The organism is Vibrio sp. 378, assembly GCF_033339435.1.
This window is the reverse complement of record NZ_JAWOUO010000126.1, coordinates 1-1,143: the sequence shown is the minus strand read 5'-3', so window position 1 is coordinate 1,143 and position 1,143 is coordinate 1. Positions and strand designations below refer to the sequence as shown.

The 1,143-nt window shown below is 45.9% G+C and carries 2 protein-coding genes; one reads left to right on the top strand and one right to left on the bottom strand.

Features of this window, described 5'->3' with window-relative positions; translation table 11 throughout:
• Nucleotides 1–42: 42 nt before the first annotated feature.
• Nucleotides 43–486, bottom strand: coding sequence for a PTS sugar transporter subunit IIA (locus tag R7Q48_RS24570; protein ID WP_005463973.1), 444 nt, complete (start codon nt 484–486; stop codon nt 43–45).
• Nucleotides 487–735: 249 nt separating this feature from the next.
• Here R7Q48_RS24570 and R7Q48_RS24565 point away from each other — a divergent pair.
• On the top strand, nt 736–1,143 hold a 408-nt coding region (locus R7Q48_RS24565; RefSeq protein ID WP_318132720.1), incomplete at its 3' end, for a LacI family DNA-binding transcriptional regulator.

Sequence of the window (1,143 nt, the reverse complement as noted above, 5' to 3'; positions counted from 1 at the left end):
GGGGTATACCCATTTGTGAATGGGGTATGTCAGGAGTAAAACTTAGTATTTGTCGATGATCGCAAGAACATCTTCTTTGCTTTGAGCGTTGCAGATGGCCTCTACATGCTCTTCATTCATAAACAATTCCGCCAGTTTCGAAATCGCATCAACGTGGCTATTACTGTCCGTTGCCGCTAGCGTGACCAGCATTTTTACTGGGTCATTTTCTTCAGAGTTAAAGTTGACGCCGTTTTGGATCACCGTGATCGCCAGTGACAAACGGTTAACGCCATCTTCAGGGCGAGCGTGTGGCATCGCCATGCCCGGACCTACCACGTAGTAAGGGCCAAGCTCTTCGTGCGAGCGGTAAATTGCCTCAACGTAACTTGGTTCTATCGCGCCATTTTCAATCAAAGCTTCACAAGATTTGCTGATCGCATCTTTCCAGTCGGTTGCGTCAGAATGGATGCGAATGACATCAGAGGTAATCAGTTCACGTAGCATTGGAATGTTTCCGATTTGTTGTTTTGTTGCTGCGTACTTTATCGATCAATTTGCCAGAAAAACCTGAGAGTGATCACAAATGGTAGCGCTATCTGATAGCGCTACCATTAATTGTGATAGCGCTATCATTTTTATCAGGCATCGAAGTTTCATGTGCTGGTGTTCGAGTTCTAATGCGCTAATATCAAAACCATTAAAGCGCTGTGATAAGATGTCGCAGCTGAAATTAGAGAACATTAAATAAAAACAATGAGCGAACCTCGCAAACGAAGAAGTACCGGCAATGTCACTTTGGCTGATGTCGCCAAACAAGCAGGCGTAGGCACGATGACGGTGTCGCGAGCATTACGAACGCCAGAGCTGGTATCCGATAAGCTGAGAGAGAAAATTCAACAAGTGGTTGATGAGCTCGGCTATATCCCGAACAAAGCCGCAGGGGCACTCGCATCTGCAGAAAGTTATTCCATCGCTCTAATCATTCCGTCACTGTTTGAAAAAGCATGCGCGCATTTCTTACCAAGCTTCCAACAGGCGTTAAACAAAGCGGGCTATCAACTATTGCTGGGTTACAGCGACTACTCGATTGAGCAAGAAGAAAAGTTGCTTTCGACTTTTTTAGAGAGCCGTCCTGCGGGCGTTGTACTGTTTGGAAGTGAG

Excerpts from the sequence above, each read along its gene's own strand:
- R7Q48_RS24570 (WP_005463973.1), bottom strand. The coding sequence starts at position 486 with ATGCTACGTGAACTGATTACCTCTGATGTCATTCGCATCCATTCTGAC.